This window comes from Cypionkella sp. (genome assembly GCF_036782355.1).
In the GTDB taxonomy this organism is placed as follows: Bacteria; Pseudomonadota; Alphaproteobacteria; order Rhodobacterales; family Rhodobacteraceae; genus Cypionkella.
The window spans coordinates 172,736-189,605 of sequence record NZ_DAIPZF010000001.1 but is presented as its reverse complement, the minus strand read 5'-3'; the positions used below and the strand labels follow the sequence as shown (position 1 = coordinate 189,605).

The 16,870-nt window shown below is 61.0% G+C and carries 15 protein-coding genes; 6 read left to right on the top strand and 9 right to left on the bottom strand.

Annotation, left to right across the window (positions count from 1 at the left end):
* Window positions 1-5: 5 nt before the first annotated feature.
* The 4 genes from V7Q10_RS00950 to V7Q10_RS00935 are packed head-to-tail and all read right to left on the bottom strand — an operon-like array spanning window position 6 to window position 3,827.
* Complete coding sequence (locus V7Q10_RS00950) at window positions 6-1,154, bottom strand: TIGR03862 family flavoprotein (RefSeq protein WP_333867147.1); 1,149 nt, start codon at window positions 1,152-1,154, stop codon at window positions 6-8.
* Window positions 1,147-2,442, bottom strand: coding sequence for a mechanosensitive ion channel family protein (locus tag V7Q10_RS00945; RefSeq protein WP_333867146.1), 1,296 nt, complete (start codon window positions 2,440-2,442; stop codon window positions 1,147-1,149). Before V7Q10_RS00945 ends, V7Q10_RS00950 begins: the two co-directional genes overlap by 8 nt.
* Window positions 2,443-2,478: 36 nt before the next feature.
* Window positions 2,479-3,084, bottom strand: a complete 606-nt coding sequence (locus V7Q10_RS00940; protein WP_333867145.1) for an enoyl-CoA hydratase/isomerase family protein — start codon at window positions 3,082-3,084, stop codon at window positions 2,479-2,481.
* Complete coding sequence (locus tag V7Q10_RS00935) at window positions 3,081-3,827, bottom strand: SDR family oxidoreductase (protein ID WP_333867144.1); 747 nt, start codon at window positions 3,825-3,827, stop codon at window positions 3,081-3,083. Before V7Q10_RS00935 ends, V7Q10_RS00940 begins: the two co-directional genes overlap by 4 nt.
* A 123-nt stretch (window positions 3,828-3,950) precedes the next feature.
* Here V7Q10_RS00935 and V7Q10_RS00930 point away from each other — a divergent pair, with 123 nt between their 5' ends.
* The 3 genes from V7Q10_RS00930 (at window position 3,951) to V7Q10_RS00920 (ending at window position 7,697) form a co-directional block, all read left to right on the top strand.
* Window positions 3,951-5,465 carry a DUF2125 domain-containing protein gene (locus V7Q10_RS00930; RefSeq protein ID WP_333867143.1) on the top strand — a complete coding sequence of 505 codons (1,515 nt, stop codon included), beginning with the start codon at window positions 3,951-3,953 and terminating at the stop codon, window positions 5,463-5,465.
* Window positions 5,466-5,596: 131 nt separating this feature from the next.
* On the top strand, window positions 5,597-6,937 hold the full coding sequence (locus tag V7Q10_RS00925; RefSeq protein ID WP_333867142.1) for a TldD/PmbA family protein: 1,341 nt from the start codon (window positions 5,597-5,599) through the stop codon (window positions 6,935-6,937).
* Window positions 6,924-7,697 (top strand): 3'(2'),5'-bisphosphate nucleotidase CysQ, encoded by a 774-nt coding sequence (locus tag V7Q10_RS00920; RefSeq protein ID WP_333867141.1) that lies wholly within the window; start codon window positions 6,924-6,926, stop codon window positions 7,695-7,697. The genes V7Q10_RS00925 and V7Q10_RS00920 overlap by 14 nt, the downstream gene beginning before the upstream one ends.
* 39 nt (window positions 7,698-7,736) lie before the next feature.
* Here V7Q10_RS00920 and V7Q10_RS00915 read toward each other — a convergent pair whose 3' ends face one another.
* The 3 genes from V7Q10_RS00915 to V7Q10_RS00905 form a co-directional block, all read right to left on the bottom strand.
* Complete coding sequence (locus V7Q10_RS00915; RefSeq protein WP_333867140.1) at window positions 7,737-10,061, bottom strand: DEAD/DEAH box helicase; 2,325 nt, start codon at window positions 10,059-10,061, stop codon at window positions 7,737-7,739.
* A 163-nt stretch (window positions 10,062-10,224) separates the two neighbouring features.
* The gene (locus V7Q10_RS00910; RefSeq protein ID WP_333867139.1) at window positions 10,225-10,929 is read right to left on the bottom strand and encodes a winged helix-turn-helix domain-containing protein; all 705 of its coding nucleotides are present in this window, start codon (window positions 10,927-10,929) and stop codon (window positions 10,225-10,227) included.
* Entirely contained in the window at window positions 10,901-11,185 is a 285-nt protein-coding gene (locus V7Q10_RS00905; protein ID WP_333867138.1) for a hypothetical protein, read from the bottom strand. The genes V7Q10_RS00910 and V7Q10_RS00905 overlap by 29 nt, the downstream gene beginning before the upstream one ends.
* Before the next feature lie 188 nt (window positions 11,186-11,373).
* Between V7Q10_RS00905 and V7Q10_RS00900 the strand changes: the two genes are divergently transcribed.
* The 3 genes from V7Q10_RS00900 (at window position 11,374) to V7Q10_RS00890 (ending at window position 14,562) form a co-directional block, all read left to right on the top strand.
* Window positions 11,374-12,012 carry a ribonuclease HII gene (locus V7Q10_RS00900; RefSeq protein WP_333867137.1) on the top strand — a complete coding sequence of 213 codons (639 nt, stop codon included), beginning with the start codon at window positions 11,374-11,376 and terminating at the stop codon, window positions 12,010-12,012.
* A gap of 88 nt (window positions 12,013-12,100) precedes the next feature.
* Window positions 12,101-13,225, top strand: coding sequence for a site-specific DNA-methyltransferase (locus V7Q10_RS00895; RefSeq protein WP_333867136.1), 1,125 nt, complete (start codon window positions 12,101-12,103; stop codon window positions 13,223-13,225).
* Window positions 13,226-13,380: 155 nt separating this feature from the next.
* Window positions 13,381-14,562 (top strand): hypothetical protein, encoded by a 1,182-nt coding sequence (locus V7Q10_RS00890; RefSeq protein ID WP_333867135.1) that lies wholly within the window; start codon window positions 13,381-13,383, stop codon window positions 14,560-14,562.
* Here the strand turns inward: V7Q10_RS00890 and V7Q10_RS00885 are convergent, their stop codons facing one another.
* Both V7Q10_RS00885 and V7Q10_RS00880 read right to left on the bottom strand, forming a co-directional pair.
* Window positions 14,563-15,714 (bottom strand): alkane 1-monooxygenase, encoded by a 1,152-nt coding sequence (locus V7Q10_RS00885; RefSeq protein ID WP_333867134.1) that lies wholly within the window; start codon window positions 15,712-15,714, stop codon window positions 14,563-14,565.
* A gap of 45 nt (window positions 15,715-15,759) precedes the next feature.
* A complete protein-coding gene (locus V7Q10_RS00880) occupies window positions 15,760-16,794 on the bottom strand; it encodes an A/G-specific adenine glycosylase (RefSeq protein WP_333867133.1) in 1,035 nt (344 codons plus the stop codon).
* Between the last annotated feature and the right edge of the window lie 76 nt (window positions 16,795-16,870).

The following is a 16,870-nucleotide window of genomic DNA, read 5'->3' as shown; positions in this document are numbered from 1 at the left end:
CCGCGCTAAAGCGCCGCTGCCGCCGCCATGCCTGCCCAGCGCCCCGTGGCCCAAGCCCCCGTCAGCAGATAGCCGCCGGTGGGGGCTTCCCAATCCAGCATCTCGCCGCAGACAAACACGCGCGGGATCGCGCGCAGCTCTAGCCCTTCGGTCACCGCAGCCTGCATCACCCCGCCTGCAACCGAGATCGCCTCGTCAATCGGGCGCGGGCCTGCAAGCCGCAGATCAAGCTGTTTGATCGCCTCGACCGGCGGGCGGCCCTTGCCAAACTCCATCACCAAAGCCACGGCGGCAGGCGGCAGACCCAGCTTGCGCAGCTTATTGACCAAGGTTTCCGCAGGTTTCATCCGCGACAGCCGCGCCGAAATCTCATCGCCCGAAACATCCGGCATCAGATCCAGCGTCAGTTGGCCGCCTTCGCGCAGATCGCGGCTGACCGCGTAGATCCCGCCGCCCTCGACCCCGCGGGCCGAGATCACGAATTCGCCCCGCTCGACACGCCCGCCAACATGCAGCGCCGCCCCCTTGATCGCTGCGCCAAAATGCTTGGCCATATGCGGCGACCATTCGACGGCAAAACCCATATTGGCCGGACGGAACGGCGCGATCTGCACGCCTTTTTCTGCCAGCCACGGCAGCCAAGCCGCATCCGACCCCAGCCGCGCCCAAGAGGCCCCGCCCAAGGCCAGCACCGTCACCGCAGGTTGCAAGACCTGCCGACCCTCGGGCGTGTCAAAGACAAAGCCTTGGTCCGCAAACCCCGCCCAGCGCCAACGGCTGCGCAGCTCGACCCCCATGCCCGCAAGCCGCGCCAGCCAAGCCCGCAACAGCGGCGAGCCCTTCATGCTGCGCGGAAACACCCGATCAGACGAGCCGGTAAACACCTCTTGCCCCAAACCACGCGCCCAGATCACCACCTGCGCCGGACCAAAACCCGCGATCATCGGCGCCAGCCAGGCATCGCCGTAAGCTGCGATAAAGCTGTCGCTTTCTTCATCTTTGGTGATGTTCAGCCCCGACTTGCCAGCCATCAGGAATTTGCGCGCAGGGCTGGGCTTGGCCTCGCAGACCAATACCTTGCGACCAGCACGCGCCAATTCTTCCGCCGCCATCAGCCCCGCAGGGCCTGCGCCAATGACCAAAGCGTCAAACATGGCGCATCTCGATCACACGGCGCGGATAGGGGATCTCGATTCCCTCGGCCTTAAGCGCGTTCCAGATCGCAAACAGCACTTTGCTTGCGTATTTGTTTTTGCCGTCGTCGATGCCGTTCACCCAATATTCCACTGCAAAGTCAACCGAGCTGTCGCCAAAACCACGCAATTCGCAATCAGGCCGATCGGGGTCGGTCAGCACAAAAGGCAGCGCCGCCACCGCCGACTCTATCACCGCAGGCACGCGGTTAATATCGGTTTCATAAGCCACCGAAAACAAAGCCTCATAGCGGTTGGCAGAGCCTTGGTCGGAATAATTCACCACACGGCTGGTGATGAAATGTTCGTTCGGCACCACGATCCACTTGCCGTCAAAGGTTTCCAAAATGCAGGCGCGGGCGGTCATCTTGACGATGGTGCCCCGCTCGCCGCCATCAAGTTCAACATAATCGCCGACGGTGGTTTGCCCCTCGATCAATAAAATGATCCCCGAGATGAAATTCGCAGCAATCTGCTGCAAACCAAGGCCAATCCCAACACCCAAGGCACCACCCAAAACCGCAACGGCGGTCAGATCGATGCCCATGATGCTCATCAGCAGCAAAAACGCCGCGCCAAAGATCGCCACTTCAATCGCCTTGACCGCCAATTCGCGGGTGGCAGGGCGCAGCTCGTCTTGCGCTTTGATATAGCCCGCACTTTGCCGGTTCGACCAAGACCCCAGCCAAAACAACAGGCTGCCCGCAACCAGGCCTCGGATCAGCGCCAAAATCGAAAAGCGGATATTGCCCAAGGCGATGATGCTGTCATCCAGCCGCTGCAAAATCAGGTCTAGCAGGCCAAACATATAAAGCGCCGCACAGGGGATCAGCACATATTTCCCCAACAGTTTCAAGAAGCTGTCGGTCAGCACCTCGCGTACGAAACTTTGCGCGGCAAGGAATAAGAACAGCCGCTTGCCCAAGGCCACCACCTCGCCCGACCCAAAGACCGAACGCGTGACCTCTTCCCCGCCTGCGGTCAGCGCATAGGCAAAAAGCGGCATCAGCAAGGGCACGAAGCCAAGCGAAAAGCGGCGCAGTTTGGCAAGCAGGCTGTCTTTTTGCCCCGGCTCAAGCAGGCGCGTCAGCAGTGGCCCCAAGCGTTTCGCCCCTGCGCGCGCCAGCAGATAGGCCAGCGCCAGCAGAATAAATTGCGACCAAGCGGCAGGCGACAGCAGCCACCCCAAAGCGATATCACTGGCCGATTGCGCCCAGCCCATCAATGTGACGACCCATTGCGAGTTCATAGTTTAGCACCCCTTACTTCACACCTTTGCGCGCAGTCAGCCGATCAGCGCCTTAATCGCGGCACTATGCCCCGCTTTGGCGGCCAAAGCATCGGCCATCAGCGCCCGCGCGGTCGCCATCAAAGCCTCGGGGGCGCAAATCCGCTCGATCAGCCCCCAAGCCTGCGCCTCTTCGGCCTCGATCCGCGCGCCGGCCAGCAAAATCATCTTGGCGCGCGCAGGCCCGATCAGCGCGGCCAGCCGTGCAGGATCAGAGGGCTGCGGCAAAAACCCAAGCCGCATCACCGGATAAAAGAACTTCGCCCCCGTCACCGCCAGCCGCATATCGCAAGCCAACGCCAAGCCCATCGCCCCGCCCGCCAGCGTGCCGTTCAACGCGGCAATCGTCGGGCAGGGCAGCGCTGCAATCGCCGCCGAGACCCGCTCCCACGCCGGATTGCGGCCAAGCCCCGCCTGCATTTCTTCTAGATCCGCGCCAGCCGAAAACACCTTGCCGACACCTGTCAGGATCAACGCCGCAGGGGGCGGGCCCGCCAAGGCGGCCTCAAGGTCCGCCAGCATCGCAGCCGTCAGCGCATTAGCCTTTTCTGGCCGGTTCAAGGTCAGCGTAAGCAGACCGCCGTCTTTGGTAACCTCGATCATGCCAGCAACCCCACAGCGCGCTGCACCACATCTTCGCGCAGCGACACATCACGGCCAAGCCAAGCATCCGCCGCCGCTGTACACATCCAAACCAGCGTTTTGGCGGGCCATTCGGGCGCAATATGCACGGAAGGATCCAATTGACTGACCGGATTAACCCCCGAGGCCTTGATCTTGACCTGCATCTGCGTCGCCACCGTTCCGGGTGACAGGCCCAGCACCCGAATGCCATGCGCAGCCTCTTCCAGATGGCCGACGCGCGTCAGCATCAGCGCCGCCGCTTTGGTGGAACAATAGCCCCCCCAGCCTTCCAGCGGATTGGTCGCAGCACCGGACGAGATGTTGATGATGGTGCCATAGCCCTGCGCACGCATCTGCGGCAATGCAGCCCGCATGCCATAAAACACCCCGTTCAGATTGATCTGCACCGCGCGGGCAAATTCGGCAGGATCCGCCGTTGCCAGATGCGCAATCGGGTCGATCACTCCAGCATTGTTGATCAAAACATCCAAGCGCCCCCAGCGCGCAACAACCGCCGCCAGAGCCGCCTGTACTTGGTCGAATTCTGCCACATCGCAGGTTAAGGCCACCGCCGCTTCGCCCAGCTCTGCTGCCAGCGCTGCGATCTCGGGCTCTGATCGCGCCAGCAGCGCAACCTTTGCCCCCAAGCCGCAAAATGCACGCGCCGCAGCCGCGCCAATGCCACGACTTGCCCCGGTAATCACAACAACTTTGCCCTGCATGATGATGCCTCCTTCGCCTTGATAACAATTGCGTCGATTGTCTATTGCGCACATCAGAAACCCTTGACCGCCCCGATGCAAGCAGGGATGCTTGGGCCAAAGAGAGTTCCAAGGGGCCGATTTATGAAACGCATGCTTTTGGCGGGTAGCGCCGCGACAGTCGCAGTCTTTACGGCCAGCTGTGCCTTGGCAGATGTCACAGCCGAAGAGGTTTGGGCAAATTGGCAAGAAATGATGTCCGCCTCGGGCCAAACGCTGCGCACCACCGATGTCAGCCGCAACGGCAACCGGCTTGTGGTCTCGGGTCTGACCCTTGATCAAAAAAGCGACCATAGTTCGGCGGCACTGTCGATTGATGAAATCGACTTTAGCGAAAATGGCGATGGCAAAGTGACTGTCACCTTTTCTGACAGCATCCCAATTCTGATCAAAACCACGCCGCCCCCGGGGCTGATGGACGCAAAACCAAGTGACCTGAAAATCACCCTGTCGCAGCCAGGGCTTGCGCTGGTCGCAAGCGGGCAGGCCGATGCGCTGACCTATGTCATCACAGCACCCAAGCTTACCGCCACGCTGGAAGCGCTGAACGGCATTGACAGCGCGCTTGTTGATCTGACGATGAATGCAACGCTGACCAATATCGCGGCAAACTATCTGGTCGAAGGCGTGGGCGCGGCGAAAAAGATTGCCAGCAGCTTTACTGCCGACAGCATGGCACTGGTAGCCTCTAGCAAAAACAGCGACACTCAGTCCGCCTTTGACATGACCGCGCAGATCGAGGCGATTTCCGGCCAATCCAGCGGGACTTTGACCGATATGGCCGATATGGCCAAAGCCCTCACGGCTGGCTTTGCGGTGACCTCGAGCTTTGACTATGCTTCAGCGAAATTCGATGTCTCTGCCAACACCAAGGGCGTCGGCAGCCATGTCAGTGGCGCGACCTTGGCAGGAGGGCTGGCCTTTGCGATGGACAAGATGCATCTACGCTACGATCTGCACAACAGTGGCACCGCTCTCAGCTTTTCTGGCCCCGATCTGCCAGTGCCGCAGGTTGATGTGACCTATGATGAACTTGCGTTCATGATTGATATGCCCACCGGCAAATCTGACACGCCCTCGGACTTCGCCTTCCTAAGCAAGCTCGTCGGCTTTAACGTGTCAGAGCCGGTCTGGGCGATGGTCGACCCCGCTGGCGTGCTGCCGCATGAGGGTGCAACGGTGATTTTGGATGCCAAGGGCAAAGCCTCGCTGAACACCGATCTGTTTGATGAACTGCAACAGGGCACCTCGGGCGAGGCCGCCAAGGGCGAGCTGAACGCGCTGGACCTCTCGCAGCTGCAACTCTCCTTTGCCGGAGCAGAGCTGACCGGCACCGGCGCTTTGACCTTCGACAATTCCGATCTGGAAACCTTTAGCGGGCTGCCTGTGCCCACGGGCAAGATCGACTTGAAACTGACCGGCGCAAACAGTCTTCTCGATAAGATCGTCGCGATGGGCTATCTGAATGAGCAAGACGTCATGGGCTATAAGATGATGATGGCGATGTTTACCAATTCTGCGCCCGACAAAGACGAGCTGACCTCGGTGCTGGAGTTCAAGGACAAAGGCTTTTACGCCAACGGCCAGCGCCTGCAATAACACGCCTTATTCCCTGCAAACGCCGCCCCAGCCTGCTTGGGCGGCATTTGTTTTGATAAAACCTGTGCCTAGCGCTTGAAACTGGCGGCGAAAGCATGACTTTGACTGCAAATGCCGCAAAAGGATACGCCATGACCCGCCTTGCCACGCTGACCCAAGCCCTGCTGGACGCCGCCAAAGCTGCGGGGGCAGAGCAGGCCGACGCCATGGCGCTGTCGGGCGTGTCGCAAAGCATTGATATTCGGGCGGGCGCGCTGGAACAGGCCGAACGCTCTGAGGCGACCGAGATCGGGTTGCGGGTGCTGATGGGCGGGCGTCAGGCCTGTGTCTCGGCCTCTGACACCTCGCCCGCGACGCTGGCGCGGCTGGCCGAACGCGCGGTGGCTATGGCGCGCGAGGCCCCCGCCGACCCCTATGCGGGCCTTGCCAGCCCCGAGCAAATCGCCACATCCTGGGATCTGGCCGCTTTGGAACTGGTGGAAGACGCGCCCGAACCCAGCGCCGCCGACCTAGAGGCGATGGCGCGCGCCGCCGAGGCCGCCGCGATGGATTCCGCAGGCATCACCCAGGTTGAGGCTTCGGCAGGCTATGGCCGCCGCGAGGTGCATATGGCCGCCAGTAATGGTTTTTCGGGCGGTTACGCGCGCAATTCGCATTCGGTTTCCGCCGTGGCCTTCACCGGATCGGGCACGGGGATGGAGCGCGATTACGCAGGCGAAGGCCGGATCTTTGCCGCCGATATGCCCTCGGCCGCAGGCATTGGCGCGCTTGCCGCCGAACGCGCTTTGGCGCGTGCAGGCGCTGTGCAGCCCAAAACAGGCACCTATCCGGTGCTGTTTGACGAACGCGTTGCCTCGTCTTTGATCGGGCATCTGACCTCGGCGATCAACGGGGCCGCGATTGCGCGTGGGCAGTCTTGGCTGCTGGATGCCTTGGGCCAACAGGTTTTGCCTGCTGGCCTGTCCTTGGTGGAAGACCCGCTGCGCCCGCGCATTTCGGGCTCGCGGCCCTTTGATGGCGAGGGGCTGCCCTCGGCCCGCCGCATGGTGGTGGAAAACGGTATCCTGCTGGGCTGGACGCTGGATCTTGCCACCGGGCGCAAGTTGGGCATGGCCAGCACCGGCAATGCCGCGCGCGGCACCTCGGCACCGCCAACGCCGTCGTCGTCGAACACCGATCTGACCCAAGGCCAGCTTAGCCGCGCCGATCTGATCCGCGATATGGGCACGGGGCTTTTGATCACCTCGATGATCGGTTCGACGATCAATCCAAACACCGGCGATTATTCGCGCGGTGCCTCGGGCTTCTGGGTCGAGAATGGCGAGATCAAATATCCGGTGAACGAATGCACCATCGCGGGCAATCTGCGCGAGATGCTGCTGCGGATCATCCCTGCCAATGACGCGCGCGCGCATCTGTCGACCCGCGTGCCCAGCCTGTTGATCGACGGGATGACCCTTGCCGGCGCATGACCTTGCCCTTTTGACCCAAGCCGCCCGCGCTGCTGGCGAAATCGCTTTGCGGTATTGGCAAAACACGCCTGCGGTTTGGGAAAAGGGCGATCAAGGTCCGGTGACCGAGGCCGATATTGCTGTCAACGACATGCTGAAATCGACCCTGCGCGCGGCGCGGCCCAGCTATGGCTGGCTGTCCGAGGAAACCCCTGACGATAGCGCGCGGCTGCAATGCGAACATGTGTTCATTATTGACCCAATCGACGGCACGCGCGCCTTTATTGCGGGCGAACCCTATTTCGCGCATTCGCTGGCCGTGGCGCATCGGGGTGAAGTGGTGGCCGCTGCGGTCTATCTGCCTGCCAAAGATCTGTTGTTCACCGCCAGCCATGACGCGCCTGCGATGCTGGACGGCATGGCAATTTCGGCCACAGCAACGCGGCTGCAAGACGGGGCTAACATCCTGACACCAAAGGCGAACTTGCTGCCCGATTTCTGGCAAGGCGCGCCGCCCGCCTTTCAGCGCAGCTTTCGCGCCTCGCTGGCTTATCGGCTGTGTCTGGTGGCCGAGGGCCGGCATGACGGCATGCTGACCTTTCGCCCGACATGGGAATGGGACATCGCCGCAGGGGCTTTGATTGCCAGCAAGGCCGGCGCGCGGGTGACAGATCGTCATGGCCAAGCACTGCGGTTTAACAATGCCACGCCCCAAACGGCGGGGGTTCTGGCGGCAAACCCAGCGCTGCATGGCGAAATCTTTGGCCATATAAAAGCATAAGGCCGCCCGAAGGCGGCCCTATGTGAACTTTATGTCAGATTACTTTTTCTTTGGCGGCACGAACCGCTTAGAGGTATCTGCTGCGCGCGGGCCTGCGGGCTTTGGCTTGCCAAAGCTTTTGCCCTCGGCGCTGTGCGATTTGAAACCAGTGGCCTTGCCGGGCTTGCCTTCACCGCCGCCATGCGACTTGAAACCAGCCGAGCGCGGGGCTGCCGCTTTGTCATCGGATTTCCAACGTGGCTTTGGCTCGGCATCGCGGGGCGCATAGGGCTTTGCGCCTTCGGCACGCGGGGCATAGGGCTTACGCTCGCCATCAGCGCGGGGTGCGTAGGGCTTTTTGTCACCATAAGCAGGCTTTGCGCCATAAGCGGGCTTGTCGCCGTAAGCCGGTTTTGCACCGTAAGCTGGCTTTTCACCATAAGCAGGCTTCGCGCCATAGGCCGGTTTATCGCCACGCGGCGCATAGGGCTTTTTGTCGCCATAGGCAGGCTTTGCGCCATAAGCGGGCTTGTCGCCGCGCGGAGCGTAGGGCTTGGCGCCTTCGGCACGTGGCGCATAGGGTTTGCGCGGCTGCGGGGCTTCGGCCGGAGGCGCGTCATTGCCACGGATCGGGTCGTAACCATCGGCACGCGCCTCTTCCAACAAACGCGAGGGTTTTGGCACATAGGCTGGCTTGTCGCGCTTTTCATAAGGCGCTTTTTCGGCGCGATCGGCCCGCTCTGGGCGATCACCGCGCGGAGCAGGGGCTTTGCGCGGCGCGCGCTCGGGACGGTCCATCGAAGGTTCGCCCGCCATCCGCGCCATCACGACGCCGTTTTCAAGCTCCAGCGTCTGGCCGAATTTGCCCGCCAAACCTTCAGCGATCTGCACATAGGTCACTTCGGATTGCACGCGAATCGCACCGATGCCGTCCTTGGAAATGCCGCCTGCGTCACAGATTTTTGGCAACAACCAGCGCGCTTCGGCGCGGCCGGTATGACCAACCGAAAGTTCAAACCAGACCGAGGCGCCAAATTCACTGCGCTCGCGCGGAGGAGCTGCGGCATCGCGTGGCGCTGCGGTTTCCGTCAGCACTTCGGGGGCCGAACGGCCCGAGCGCCAGGATTTCACATAGGCGGCGGCAATCTGCTCGGGGCCAAAGCGCGCGATCAGCTGGCTCGCCATATCCATCTCTTCGGTCAAATCCTGACCAAAGACGGGGTTTTCAAAGATCCGCAGATCGTCGCGCGATTGTACGTCTTCGGCCGAAGGCGCCGCACCCCATTCCGCCACAACCTTCGCACCTTGCAGCAAACGCTGGGCTTTTTTGAATTCAGACGGGGCCACGATGAGCGCCGAGACGCCTTTCGATCCCGCACGACCGGTGCGGCCCGAGCGGTGCAGCAGGGTTTCCGAGTTTGACGGCAGATCGGCGTGGATCACCAATTCCAGACCCGGAAGGTCGATGCCGCGCGCGGCCACATCGGTGGCGATACAGACATTCGCCCGCCCGTTGCGCAGCGCGGTCAGCGCGTTTGTGCGCTCTTGCTGGCTGAGTTCACCCGAAAGGGCGACGACCTTAAAGCCACGGTTGCCCATGCGCGCCATCAGATGATTGACGTTCACGCGGGTTTTACAGAACACGATGGCGGTTTGCGCTTCGTAAAAGCGCAGGGCGTTAAAGATCGCATGTTCGCGGTCGCGCACGGCCACCGAAAACGCGCGGTATTCGATATCAACGTGCTGTTTTGCTTCGCCTTGGGCGGCAATGCGCAGCGCATCATTTTGGAAATCTTGCGCCAGTTTCGCGATTTCTTTCGGCACGGTGGCCGAGAACATCAGCGTGCGACGCTCAGGCGAGGCCGCAGCAAGGATATATTCCAGATCGTCGCGGAAGCCCAGATCCAGCATCTCGTCGGCTTCGTCCAGCACGGCCGCGCGCAGGCCCGACAGGTCCAGCGATTTGCGGTCGATATGGTCGCGCAGACGGCCCGGTGTGCCGACCACGATATGCGCACCGCGATCCAGCGCGCGCTTTTCGGTGCGATAGTCCATGCCGCCGACGCAGGTTGCAATCTGCGCGCCTGCGGGGCCGTAAAGCCACTCCAGCTCGCGCGCCACTTGCAGCGCCAATTCACGGGTGGGGGCAATACACAGCGCCAAAGGCACATCTGCATAAAGCAGCTTGTCCGAGCCTGCCAGAATCTGGTCCGCCATCGCGATACCAAAAGCAACGGTCTTGCCCGATCCGGTCTGTGCCGAAACCAGCAAATCGCGGCCTTGCGCCTCGTCTGCAAGCACTGCCATTTGCACGGCAGTCAGTTTTTCATAGCCTTTAGCGGCCAAAGCTGCGGCCAAAGGCGCAGCAATTCCCAAGTCGATCATGTCTTTTCCTGATGGGGGGCATCGCTTAGATGCGCCCTTGAAGTACCAATTTATGCGGCACCTCATTCCCCATCGCAGACGTGCCTCCCACGGCATCTGCACCGGAACCCTCGGGCCGATCTGCCGCCTCTACAGCAGATCGCAGCGGATGTATAGCAAAAGCTTAGATCATCTTAATGGTGTCTTTGCCAACCGCCAGCATATAGCCGCGCCGCGCCACGGTTTTGACCAAAAGCTCGCTGACCATTTGATTGCCCAGCGCATCGCGCAAGCGTTTGATCCGGGTCGCCCCCGCCGCCTCGTCGCAGTCCGAGGCATCGCGCCCCGAGATCACGCCTTCAATCTGCGCGCCGGTCAGCACATCGTCATCCATCCGCGCTTCGGCCAGCACCGACAGGGTTTCGATCGCGGCTTCGGTCAGGGCAAATTCCATATCGTTGATATAGACCGCCCGCGCCTCGCGGCTGATCAGGATCGACGAGACTTGTATCCCCGAGCGTTGAATGGCCGAAATGCGCCGGTTCAGCGCGATGATGGTCACCAAAAACACCAAGGCCGCGATCATCAGCGCGGTGGCAAAGATCAGCAGCACAAAGATCACCGAGCGATAGCTTTGCAGCACCTCGGAAAAGCTGGTGCCCGATTGCGCCAGAATTTCCAACAGCTTGATCTCGGCCCCCGAGGTCAGGTCGTTATTATCGACAAACAGCTTTTCCACGCGGGCGTTAAAGGCATTGGCGTCAGGCAGGTTCAAAAACAAGAACACCGCAGCGCCCAGCAAAATCAGCACAATCGCCGCAATACCGTAGCCCACCACGCGGTTGCCCGCCCGCAATGTCTCAGTAGCGGAGGAAGTATTGCCCTGCACTTTCTTTCCTTTCGTCCAAGCCCTCTGGCCCAAAGGTCGACACCACGTTTAGCACCGTCCAGCCATCAGCCGCCAGTCTGGGCGCAAGTTCGCCTTTGGCGGCGTCATTTGATCCGCAGGCCGCATCCGACACTTGTGCCACACCGTAATGCAGCCGCAAGGGCGCATCCTGTTTGGCCTTATAATCGGCATAGCACGCCGCATCTGCGGGCAGAGCCAGACCTATAAGGGCCATCGCGAAGATTAGGCGCATCATGCTGCACACTCCTGTTCAATACCGCTTTATCCTGCGCAAAGCCCTGCGGTTATTCAATATCCAAAGGGGTTTATTGCCCTGCTATCGCATAACAAGGCATGGTTCCCGCCCTTGGCCCAGGATCGCCCCGCCTTTTGCTTGCCTGCCACCCCCCTTTTTAAGCGCCGTATTTTGCGCTAGGCAAAGCCATGCAAAAAGCAACCGCAGACCTTAGCTCTGAAATCGCCGCCCAAGCGCGTGGCTTTGCCCTGATCGCAGGGGTGGACGAAGTCGGCCGTGGCCCGCTTGCAGGCCCGGTGACCGCCGCCGCTGTGATCTTGGACCCCGCGCGCATTCCCGAAGGCTTGTCCGATTCCAAGACCTTAACCGCAGCCAAGCGTGAAAAACTCTACGATCTGATCCTTGGCGCGGCGCAGTGCTGCATCGCCCATGCCTCGGTGGAAGAGATCGACCGCCTGAACATCCTGCGCGCCAGCCATCTGGCGATGGAGCGCGCGGTCGCAGGCCTGCCGATTGCGCCAGACCATTGCCTGATTGACGGCAATCTGATCCCGACACAACTGGCCGGGCGCGCCACGGCCATCGTCAAAGGCGATGCCAAATCCCTGTCGATTGCCGCAGCCTCGATCATCGCCAAAGTGGCGCGCGATCGCATCATGGTGGATTTGGCGCAACAGCATCCAGGTTATGGCTGGGAGGTAAACGCCGGATACCCGACAAAGTTGCACCAGCAAGCGCTGCTAAATCTTGGGGTAACCCCTTGGCATAGACGTTCGTTCAAACCTATCCACAAGATGTTGTATCAAGCGAAAACTGTAACCCCTTGATTCAATAAAGAATTTGACTGTGATTCGCCAATGACTCATTCTTATCCACAACAAGCGGTGGCAAACACCGAGGTAAGAGGCAGTACAGATGGCAACGAAAACAAAAGCGGCTGAGGCGGTTTCGCTTCCGCTGAACCAAATTCTTGATGGCGATTGCATTGAACGGATGAACGCATTGCCTGCTGGCAGCGTTGATCTGATTTTCGCAGATCCTCCCTATAACTTGCAGTTGAAAGGCGATCTGCATCGCCCCGACAATTCCAAAGTCGATGCGGTTGACGATCACTGGGACCAATTCGCCAGCTTCGCCGCCTATGACAAATTCACCCGCGACTGGTTGGCCGCTGCGAAACGGCTGTTGAAACCAAACGGCGCGATTTGGGTGATTGGCAGCTATCACAACATCTTTCGTGTCGGCTCTGCGTTGCAAGACCAAGGCTATTGGATGCTGAACGATGTGGTTTGGCGCAAATCCAATCCGATGCCGAACTTTCGCGGCAAACGCCTGACCAATGCGCATGAAACCCTGATCTGGGCCTCGCGCGATGAGGATTCGAAATACACCTTCAACTACGAAGCGCTGAAGGAATTGAACGACGGCGTGCAAATGCGCTCGGATTGGGTTTTGCCAATCTGCACGGGGCACGAGCGTCTGAAAGACGAACACGGCGACAAGGCGCATCCAACGCAAAAGCCCGAAAGCCTGCTGCACCGCGTGCTGATCGCCACCACCAACCCCGGCGATGTGGTGCTTGACCCGTTCTTTGGCACCGGCACCACCGGCGCGGTTGCCAAGATGCTGGGCCGCGATTTCATCGGGATCGAGCGGGAAGAGGCTTACCGCAAAGTCGCCGCCGCCCGCATCGAACGCGTGCGCCGCTTTGACGCCTCGGCGCTGGAAGTAACCGGATCAAAGCGCGCCGAACCCCGCGTGCCCTTTGGCCAAGTGGTCGAACGCGGCATGTTGCGCCCCGGTGAAGAGCTTTATTCCATCGGCAGCCGCCACTCCGCCAAGGTGCGCGCTGATGGCACGCTGATCGGGCTGGACGTCAAAGGCTCGATCCACCAAGTCGGCGCCAAGATGGAAGGTGCGCCCTCCTGCAACGGCTGGACCTATTGGCACTTCAAGCGCGATGGCAAGATGATCCCAATCGACATCCTGCGCCAACAAATCCGCGCCGAGATGGAGGCCGACACAGGTCGTCGCCACTGACCGGGCTGCGCTTTGGCGCAGCCTTCCCGCGAAATTTCAGGTTTACGCCGTGCCACGGTCCGCCCATGGCACCACTGCCCCAGCGTGCTTGCACGCTGGGGATTTTTGCCTTTAATCACTCCGATGCGCCTTTACAGCAAAGCAGACCCCAGCCGATGCAAAACGCCCTGATCCTGACCAGCAGTCTGCTGATCGCCGCCATTTTGCTGTATCCGCGGCTGTCGCATGCGCCCTTGTGGCGGGCGACGATGACGCCGCTGGCCTCGATCATCGGATCGGGGTTTCTGGTGCTGGGGCCGATCTTGCATCAATCTTGGGGGGCCAGCGCTCCCTTGGTGATGGCAGCGCTTTGCGCGGGCGCTTGGGCCTTTGGCGCCGCCATTCGCAGCAATATCGCCCATCGCAGCACCCAGCCCCGCCCGATCATCGAGCAAGGCTTGGAAACCGCCGCCTCTTGGGTCTTGTCCTTTGCCTATGTGATTTCGGTGGCCTATTACCTGAACCTGTTCGGCGCTTTTGGTGTCAGCCTGACGCCCTACGGTGATGCGCTGCATGCGCGGTTGCTGACCTCGGCGATGTTCTTGCTGATCCTTGGCGTCGGCTGGCTGCGCGGGTTTGACGCGCTGGAACGGCTGGAACAAGTCACCGTCGGCGTGAAACTGGTGGTGATCGCGGGGCTTTTGGCCGGGCTTGCGGGCTATTTTGTGACCCAAGCGCAGGCGGGTGCCTTGCAGATCATTCCGCCGCAGGTTTCGCTGTGGCAAAGCCTGACCTTGGGCTTTGGCCTGATCGTCACCGTGCAAGGGTTCGAGACCTCGCGCTATCTGTCCGAGAGTTATGACGCGCGGGTCCGCATCAGATCCATGCAATGGGCGCAGGCGATCTCGACCGTGATCTATATGATTTACATCACACTTCTGGCCTATGCCTTTGCCCCCGCCACCGGCGCGCTTAGCGAGACCGCGATCATTGCGATGATGGCTGTGGTCGCGCCGATCTTGCCCGCGATGCTGGTGGCCGCAGCGCTAAGTGCGCAGTTTTCCGCAGCCATTGCAGACACCAGCGGCGCGGGCGGTCTGATCGCCGAGCTGACGCGCAGCCGCGTCTCGTCGCGTCAAGCCTATGCGGTTTTGGTCGGCGCGGGCCTTGCCCTGACATGGAGCGCCGATGTCTTTCAGATCATCGCCTATGCCTCGCGCGCCTTTGCGCTTTATTACGCGCTGCAGGCCGCGATTGCCGCCAGCCACCGCGACCAGAGCGCTTTGCGCGTCACCGCCTATGCGGGGCTTGCGGTTTTTGGGCTGGCGATTGCGGTCTTGGGCACGCCTGTCGAATGATCACAGCGGCGCGCCTTTGGGGGCGGGGTTCAGCGCTTTGTTATAGGGCTTCCAATCGGTGATATCGGGGTAATACTGCCGCCGCCACGCCCGCACGCGCGGGTTCATGATGCGCCGCCAGATCGGCGGCAGCATCGCCGCCACCGTCATCACCGGATAGCCATAAGGCATCTGCGGCGCATCGTTTGCCGCATAGGTTTGCAGCAAGGGAAAGCGGCGGTCGGGTTTGAAATGATGGTCAGAGTGGCGCTGCAAATTTATCAGCAGCCAGTTCGACGCCTTTTGCGTCGCATTCCAGCTGTGATGTGGGCGCACATGTTCATATTTCCCCTCGCCCAGATAGCGCCGCGTCAGCCCGTAGTGTTCGACGTAATTCACCAGCTCAAGCTGCCAGATCGCAACCATGGCCTGAAACAAAAACAACCCCAGCCCCTGCCAGCCCCCCAAGCCAAAGGCCAGACAGATCATCCCCGCTTGCAGGCCCCAATAGCGCCAAAACGGGTTGGATTTATCAAAGGGATTCAGACCTTTGCGCGCCAGCATCGCCACCTCGGCCCGCCAAGCAGAGCCGTAGCAATGCCGCAGCACACGCGGAAAAAACCGATGAAAACCTTCGTTATAGCGCGCCGTCACCGGATCGCGCGGGGTGCCGACATAAAGATGATGCACCCGCAGATGTTCGCTGCGAAAATGGCCGTAAAACACCATGGCCAGCAGCAGATCGGCCAACCAACGCTCGGCCACGGGTTTTTGGTGCATCAGCTCGTGGCTATAGTTGATACCAACCGTGCCCGAGACGATGCCCGCGCCAAAGAACAGCACCAGCTTTTCCAGCCCGCCCAAATGCGCCGCCTGCGGCACATACCAGACCATCCAAAACAGCAGCACAGCTTGCAGTGGAAACCAGATCAGCGTGATCGCGCGGTAATAGGTCAGGTTGGTTTCAGGCGTTTCAGGGTCGGCGTTGTCCTCATTCAGGCCGTTGATCGCATCCAAGATCGAAAACAGCACCCAAGAATAAAGCGGCAAGCCCGCCACCCAGACCCCGCCCCAAAGCGCGCCTAAAACCGCCACCGGAAGCATGCCCAAAGACAGCCAGAACGGCAGGGCATTTTGCAGCTTTTGCACCTCAGAGATCGGAATTTGACGCATGGAACCCTCTCAGTTCAGCACAGTGTATCGAAAAAAACCAAGGCCTCAACGCGGCTTTTGGGTGGTGAACGCAAGGTCATAGGCCTTGCGCATCACCGTTGGCAGATCGTCGGGGTTAAGATCTGCGTAACTACCGCGTTCGGGGTTGCCGCGCGCTTTGGCCCAATGCACGGTCAGAAACAGATGGAAATGCGTGAAGGTGTGCTTGACCTCGCCCAAGATCTGCCACTCGGCCTGAAACGGCGGGCCACCGCCTGCACCGTCCCAGCCATCGCCGACAAAGCCCAACATGCCGCCCAACAAACCTTTGTCGCGCCGCCGCTCGACCAGCATTTGGCCAGCATTTTCCGCCAGCCAAACCGCGCCGCGCCGCACCGGCTTTTCCGGTTTTGGCAGCTTGCGCGGCAGCTCTGCCGCGATGCCGGCCTTGCGCGCCAGACAAAGCGCCATCAGCGGGCAAATGCCACAAGCAGGGTTGCGCGGGCTGCAAATCGTCGCCCCCAGATCCATCACCGCTTGGGCATAATCCCCAGCCCGCAGGCGCGGGGTCAGCCGGGTTGCATGCGCGATCAGCGCAGGCTTTGACAGCGGCAAAGGCGTCTCGACCGCGAACAGCCGCGCCATCACGCGCTCGACATTGCCATCCACCACCACCGCAGGCTCGTCATAGGCAATCGAGGCCACCGCCCCCGCCGTATAGGGCCCCACGCCGGGCAAAGCCCGCAGCCCCTCAGCCGTGGCAGGAAACACCCCGCCATGATCGCGCACCACGGCGCGCGCGCAGGCCAGCAGATTGCGCGCGCGGGCGTAATAGCCAAGCCCCGCCCATTCGGCCATGACGTCTGCATCCGCAGCTGCCGCCAGATCCTGCACGCTGGGCCAGCGCGTGACAAAGCGGGTGAAATAGCCGCTGACCGCAGCGACGGTGGTCTGTTGCAGCATCACCTCAGACAGCCAGATCCGGTAGGGATCAGGCCGCGCGCCCGCAGCCCGTGCCGCAGGCCCAATCCGCCAGGGCATCACCCTTGCGGCGCCATCATACCACGCCAAAAGCTGCTCGCTCACCGCTGCGTCACGCAATCTTTATCCCCCTTTGGCTGCCAAAGCTCTGGCATGCCAGCACCCTGCCCCTTACAATAGAGCCAGATCTTGAAAG

Bases quoted from the DNA above. Each gene is read 5' to 3' on its own strand.
- V7Q10_RS00940 (WP_333867145.1), bottom strand. From the start codon at position 3,084: ATGATCGAGGTTACCAAAGACGGCGGTCTGCTTACGCTGACCTTGAAC.
- V7Q10_RS00905 (WP_333867138.1), bottom strand. From the start codon at position 11,185: ATGATGCGCCTAATCTTCGCGATGGCCCTTATAGGTCTGGCTCTGCCC.
- V7Q10_RS00950 (WP_333867147.1), bottom strand. From the start codon at position 1,154: ATGTTTGACGCTTTGGTCATTGGCGCAGGCCCTGCGGGGCTGATGGCG.
- V7Q10_RS00925 (WP_333867142.1), top strand. From the start codon at position 5,597: ATGACCCGCCTTGCCACGCTGACCCAAGCCCTGCTGGACGCCGCCAAA.
- V7Q10_RS00895 (WP_333867136.1), top strand. From the start codon at position 12,101: ATGGCAACGAAAACAAAAGCGGCTGAGGCGGTTTCGCTTCCGCTGAAC.
- V7Q10_RS00915 (WP_333867140.1), bottom strand. From the start codon at position 10,061: ATGATCGACTTGGGAATTGCTGCGCCTTTGGCCGCAGCTTTGGCCGCT.
- V7Q10_RS00900 (WP_333867137.1), top strand. From the start codon at position 11,374: ATGCAAAAAGCAACCGCAGACCTTAGCTCTGAAATCGCCGCCCAAGCG.
- V7Q10_RS00885 (WP_333867134.1), bottom strand. From the start codon at position 15,714: ATGCGTCAAATTCCGATCTCTGAGGTGCAAAAGCTGCAAAATGCCCTG.
- V7Q10_RS00935 (WP_333867144.1), bottom strand. From the start codon at position 3,827: ATGCAGGGCAAAGTTGTTGTGATTACCGGGGCAAGTCGTGGCATTGGC.
- V7Q10_RS00930 (WP_333867143.1), top strand. From the start codon at position 3,951: ATGAAACGCATGCTTTTGGCGGGTAGCGCCGCGACAGTCGCAGTCTTT.
- V7Q10_RS00890 (WP_333867135.1), top strand. From the start codon at position 13,381: ATGCAAAACGCCCTGATCCTGACCAGCAGTCTGCTGATCGCCGCCATT.
- V7Q10_RS00945 (WP_333867146.1), bottom strand. From the start codon at position 2,442: ATGAACTCGCAATGGGTCGTCACATTGATGGGCTGGGCGCAATCGGCC.